Annotated in this window: 5 protein-coding genes; 4 read left to right on the top strand and 1 reads right to left on the bottom strand. The window is 42.9% G+C overall.

The window, feature by feature from the left end; all coding sequences use genetic code 11:
- Window positions 1-334 precede the first annotated feature (334 nt).
- Complete coding sequence (gene uvrB / locus Q0296_RS01480; protein ID WP_298035838.1) at window positions 335-2,311, bottom strand: excinuclease ABC subunit UvrB; 1,977 nt, start codon at window positions 2,309-2,311, stop codon at window positions 335-337.
- 125 nt (window positions 2,312-2,436) lie between these two features.
- Between uvrB and Q0296_RS01475 the strand changes: the two genes are divergently transcribed.
- From Q0296_RS01475 to Q0296_RS01460, 4 genes are read left to right on the top strand one after another with little or no spacing between them, the layout of a single operon-like run.
- Complete coding sequence (locus tag Q0296_RS01475) at window positions 2,437-2,670, top strand: hypothetical protein (protein WP_298035837.1); 234 nt, start codon at window positions 2,437-2,439, stop codon at window positions 2,668-2,670.
- 23 nt (window positions 2,671-2,693) lie between these two features.
- Window positions 2,694-2,930, top strand: coding sequence for a hypothetical protein (locus Q0296_RS01470; RefSeq protein WP_012001557.1), 237 nt, complete (start codon window positions 2,694-2,696; stop codon window positions 2,928-2,930).
- The gene (locus Q0296_RS01465) at window positions 2,927-3,340 is read left to right on the top strand and encodes a type II secretion system protein (RefSeq protein ID WP_298035835.1); all 414 of its coding nucleotides are present in this window, start codon (window positions 2,927-2,929) and stop codon (window positions 3,338-3,340) included. Before Q0296_RS01470 ends, Q0296_RS01465 begins: the two co-directional genes overlap by 4 nt.
- Window positions 3,340-5,190 carry a primosomal protein N' gene (locus Q0296_RS01460; RefSeq protein ID WP_298035841.1) on the top strand — a complete coding sequence of 617 codons (1,851 nt, stop codon included), beginning with the start codon at window positions 3,340-3,342 and terminating at the stop codon, window positions 5,188-5,190. The genes Q0296_RS01465 and Q0296_RS01460 overlap by 1 nt, the downstream gene beginning before the upstream one ends.
- Window positions 5,191-5,307: the final 117 nt, after the last annotated feature.

The following is a 5,307-nucleotide window of genomic DNA, read 5'->3' as shown; positions in this document are numbered from 1 at the left end:
TCAAGGCAAAGTATCTTGTGATGATTTTAAATGCTACGAAGAAATTTTGAAGATAGAACAAATAAATTTAAGCAATTAAGACAAGAAAATTTTTGTTTTTTGCTTCGCTTTGCTCGCAACGAGACTTCGCCACGAGGAGACAAGGCGGATGAGCAGAAACAAGGGAGTGTATAAAAAATACTAAATGCGCGAAACATTAAAATTTAATTTTATTTAGCGGCAGTATTTTGTGATAGATTTGAATGTTGCGCAGTTAAATTTTGCGCAGACTAGACACATAGTCTGTCGAGCAAAATTTTAGCAAGCTCATTTAAAGATACACAAAAGACAACGCTTATAACTTTCTCATCTTTGCTATCTCATCACGTAACGCCGCCGCCTTCTCAAACTCCAGCTGCGCCGCCGCTTCAAGCATCTGCTTTCTTAGCTCTTTTACTATCGCAGCGCGCTCGCTAGCTGGCATCTTTTCTAAATTCTTACCGCGCTTGTAAATTTCGCCATCATCCTCGACGTGTAAGCTCTCTTCGATATTTCTGCTGGCAGAGTGTGGCGTGATGCCGTGAGCTTTGTTGTATTCATCTTGAAATTTACGCCTAGCTGTCGTCGTATCGATCGCCTCTTTCATCGATTTTGTTATCTTTTTGGCAAACATGAGCACCTTGCTATTTACATTTCTGGCCGCTCGCCCCATCGTCTGTATAAGGCTCGTCGTAGAGCGTAAAAAGCCCTCTTTATCAGCGTCCATTATGGCTATCAGGCTCACTTCAGGCAGGTCAAGCCCCTCACGAAGCAAATTTATGCCTATTAGCATGTCAAATTCACCGCTTCTAAGCCCTCTAATGATCTCATTTCGCTCGATCGCGTCGATGTCTGAGTGCATATACTTGACCTTGATGCCAAGCTCGATGTAGTAGCGGCTTAGCTCCTCGGCCATCTTTTTAGTTAGCACTGTAACTAGCACGCGCTCACCTCTAGCGATAACTGCCTTTGCCTCGTCAAATAGCGCCTCTACTTGATTGTCACTATCTTTTATCTCGATGATCGGATCAAGTAGTCCCGTAGGTCGCAAAATTTGCTCATAGACGTGCCCCTGGCTGATACCAAGCTCGTATTCGTTTGGTGTGGCTGAGACAAAGAGAAATTTCGCCTTTTTGCTTATAAACTCATCGAATTTAAGCGGCCTGTTATCAAGCGCTGATGGCAAACGAAATCCATACTCCACAAGCACCTCTTTACGGCTCCTATCGCCTGCATACATGCCCCTAAACTGCGGCAAACTCACGTGACTCTCATCGACGATAACCAGATAGTCTTCGCCGCTTATCTCAAAGTAGTCAAACATCGAGTATGGCGTCTCTCCAGCCTTTTGACCGGTTAGATGGCGTGCGTAGTTTTCGATACCTTTACACATGCCAGTGCTCGCCATCATCTCAAGGTCAAACTCCACTCTTTGCTTTAGTCTCTGCGCCTCAACTAGCTTGCCCTGCTCGTTAAACTCTTTTAAGCGCGCATCAAGCTCCTCTTCGATCTCTTTCATCGCGATCTTTAGCCTATCAGCGCCCACGATAAACTGGCTGGTAGCGTAAAGTGTAAATTTAGAGATATCCTTTAGCCTTTTGTTATCAAGCACGTCAAAATGATACATCGCATCGATCTCATCACCAAAAAACTCGACCCTTAGGGCTTCGTCGTTGTAATAAGCTGGGTAAATATCCACCACATCGCCATTTACACGAAAGTCGCCCCTATCAAAGTAGTTGTCATTGCGCTTATAGCCCATATCGACAAGCTGCTCCAAAAGCTTTCTTTGGCTAAATTTCTGTCCGACATTTAGGTAGGCGACCATGCCTTTATACTCGCTTGGATTACCAAGGCCGTAGTTTGCAGAGACAGAGGCCACGCAGACAACGTCGTCAAAGCTTAGCAAGCTAGCCGTCGCACTTAGGCGCAGGCGCTCAAGCTCCTCATTTACCGAGCTGTCCTTTTCTATATATAGGTCGCTTCTTGGGATGTAGGCCTCTGGCTGGTAGTAGTCGTAGTAGCTTATGAAGTACTCGACATGGTTTTTTGGGAAAAAGCCCTTAAATTCGCTGTAAAGCTGCGCGGCAAGGGATTTGTTATGTGTCATGATGAGCGTTGGCATATTTAGCTCACGTATGACGTTTGCCATGGTAAAGGTCTTGCCAGACCCTGTCACGCCTAGAAGAGTTTGGTATTTATTGCCTGATTTTATACTTTTTACTATCTCTTTTATCGCTCTTGCTTGGTCGCTGCTTGGGCTAAATTTAGATGAAATTTCAAATTTACTCATTGATCGCCTTTAAATTTGGGTGAATTTTATAGCAAAGATAGTGCTTTGTCAAATGAGAATTTTAAAAAGAATTTAGCCTCTGCATGTTAGAATACGGCATTAATTATTATTTTAAAGGAACCTTTATGTTTGAAGATAGCGCAATACTAGAAAGCCTGACAGACAAAGTAAATGAACTGATCAAAAAATACGACGAACTTTGCAAGACAAATGAGGAGCTACACAACGAGATAGTGACACTAAAAGCGCAAAACGAGGCAAAGACTAATCAAATAATGCGTCTAGAAGAGGACCTTGATAAGAAAAATAGCGAAACTGATGATGTAATGAAAAAGATCGAAGCCGTCCTTGGCAGATAAGCTAGACCTTTTTGGCATAAAATATGAAACAGATCACGCTCACCGTATCATCTCGCGACTATACGATCACACTTGATGATGATTTTGCTGAAATTTTCGAGCGCGACTGGCAGAAATTTATGGGGGGAAAGAAATTTATCGAGCCTCGTGAGCTTATAAACGCCTTTGTCGAAAAGAGCTACGAGAGCTACACAAATTTGCGCGTCGTAAAGGACGTCACAAAAGAGATAGAAGAGATACTAAAACCGGAAAATAAATGAAAAAAAGAGCTTTTACCCTAATAGAAATTATATTTGTCATCGTCATACTTGGCGTCTTGAGCGCTATTGCTATACCAAAGCTTTTCTTCACTAGAGGCGACGCCATAGTCGCAAACGCAAGAACACAAATAGCTGCCATAAAAAGTGGCATCTCGCTAAAATACAACGATAGCGTTCTAAAAGGTACTCCAAAGTACCCTGACACGCTCGAGAGCCCAGGAAGCAACCTTTTTCAAAACGTTGTGAGCGTCCCAGTCAAAGACAGCGGCACAAAAAACGGCTGGCATAAAACTGGAGCAACAACTTATACCTTCAAACTAGACGGACAAACAGCAAATTTCACTTATAACAAAACCACTGGCGAATTTGACTGCACGAGCAGCGACGGACTTTGTAGCGCCCTTGAGTGATGAGATACTACGAGGTCGTATTTAGCGGGGTAAATTTAGCTGCGCTCACATATAAAAGCGAGCTAGATATTGTGCCATTTCGCGCCGTCACTGCAAAACTTAGAGGCAAAAGCCTAGTTGGCTTTATACTGCGCGAAGTGGATGAGCCAAGCTTTAAAACAAGCTTTATTGATGAAATTTTACCCATCAAGCTAAACGACATCCAAGTAACTTTGGCTAAATTTATCGCCTACTACTACACCTGCGAGCTTGGCGTGGCTATAAATTTATTTGAGCCACAAAGCCTTATAGACGATGAAATTTATAGTGGCACAACCGACTTTAAATCGCCAAATTTAAGCCCAAAGCAGCTTGAAGCACTAAATTTTATAAACGAGCGAAAAAGCTCACTCATCTTTGGCGACACTGGAAGTGGCAAAAGTGAAATTTACATCGCTAAAATCAGAGAAATTTTAAACGCAGGCGGCCAAGCGCTATTTTTAATGCCTGAAATTTCACTAACCCCGCAGATGCAAAAGCGCCTAGAGAGCTTCTTTGGCGAGGCTGTGGCTGTGTGGCACTCAAAGATCACGCCAAAGAAAAAAGAGCAAATTTTAAAAGACATTAAAAGCAGCAAAGCAAGGCTAATAGCTGGAGCTAGGTCTGCCCTATTTTTGCCACTTGAGCGGCTAAAACTCATCATCATCGACGAAGAACACGACGATAGCTACAAAAACACTGGCTCAAAACCCCACTACAACGCAAGAGACCTAGCTCTCTTTCTAACTAGCAAATTTGACCTGCAAGTGGTACTTGGAAGCGCCACGCCAAGCCTCACTAGCTTTTACAAGCAAGAATGTTTTCGCCTAAAGGGGACATATTTTGCGTCGCAAAAGAGCTATATATTTGACGAGAGTGAGACTGGCATAAGCGAAATTTTAAAAGAGCAGATCGCAAAGATGCTTGAAAACAAAAAACAAGCCGTCATCTGCCTGCCAACAAGGGCAAATTTCAAATATCTTGTCTGCAAAAACTGTGGCGAGACAGTGAAGTGTCCATTTTGTAGCATCGGCATGAGCTACTATAAAAAGCAAAACGTACTAAAGTGCCAATACTGCGAGCACAAAATGGCCGTGCCAAAGACCTGCCACCAGTGTGGTAGCGAGATGATAGAAGCTAAAAAAATCGGCACGAGCGAGCTTCTTGAGAGACTGCAAGCTGAGTTTGCAAACGCTAGGATCGCTAAATTTGATAGAGACGAGATCACGACGCAAAATAAGCTCGTAAAGGCTTTAAAAGAATTTAACGACGGCAAGATAGACATCCTGCTAGGCACGCAGATGCTAAGCAAGGGGCATGACTATCACAACGTCGAGCTAGCCGTCATCATGGGCTTTGACGAGCTTTTAAATTTTCCTGATTTTAGAGCTAGAGAGCGGACACTCGCCCTTGCCATGCAAGTAGCTGGAAGAGCCGGCAGAAACGGAGCTGGCAGGGTCATCATCCAAAGCAAGCAAAGGGAGTTTTTCGAAAGCTATATCAGTGACTATGACGCATTTTTAAAGGATGAGATACCTTTTAGAGAAGCTCTTTATCCGCCATTTACTAGGCTACTTCGCGTGGCCGTTTCGCATAAAGATGAGAGCACGGCAAAGGGTGCAATGAACGAATTTGTGCAAAGGCTAGAGCCACTAAAAAGCGATGAGCTAGAGATCGTTGGATACGGCAAGTGCCAAGCTGAGTATCTTATGGGTAAATTTAGATATGAAATTTTACTTCGTTCAAACTCGCACACCATGCTTTTAAAAGCGGCAAACCTCTGCAAAAGCGAGCTTAGCGATATCGATATAGATCCGGTAAATTTTAGCTAGTGATTAGCCAATGTTTATTATAATCTCACCAAAAATTTAACGGATGCGTCAATGCTTTTTAACTCTTACGAATTTATATTTTTATTCTTGCCATTTACATTTTTTGTATATTTTTAT

Origin of the sequence: uncultured Campylobacter sp. (assembly GCF_937890585.1) — a bacterium.
GTDB lineage: Bacteria > Campylobacterota > Campylobacteria > Campylobacterales > Campylobacteraceae > Campylobacter_A.
This window is presented reverse-complemented; position numbering and strand designations above follow the sequence as displayed.

What these genes read in the sequence shown, in the direction of transcription:
- uvrB (WP_298035838.1), bottom strand. Translation starts at nt 2,311, where the DNA reads ATGAGTAAATTTGAAATTTCATCTAAATTTAGCCCAAGCAGCGACCAA.
- Q0296_RS01475 (WP_298035837.1), top strand. Translation starts at nt 2,437, where the DNA reads ATGTTTGAAGATAGCGCAATACTAGAAAGCCTGACAGACAAAGTAAAT.
- Q0296_RS01470 (WP_012001557.1), top strand. Translation starts at nt 2,694, where the DNA reads ATGAAACAGATCACGCTCACCGTATCATCTCGCGACTATACGATCACA.
- Q0296_RS01465 (WP_298035835.1), top strand. Translation starts at nt 2,927, where the DNA reads ATGAAAAAAAGAGCTTTTACCCTAATAGAAATTATATTTGTCATCGTC.
- Q0296_RS01460 (WP_298035841.1), top strand. Translation starts at nt 3,340, where the DNA reads ATGAGATACTACGAGGTCGTATTTAGCGGGGTAAATTTAGCTGCGCTC.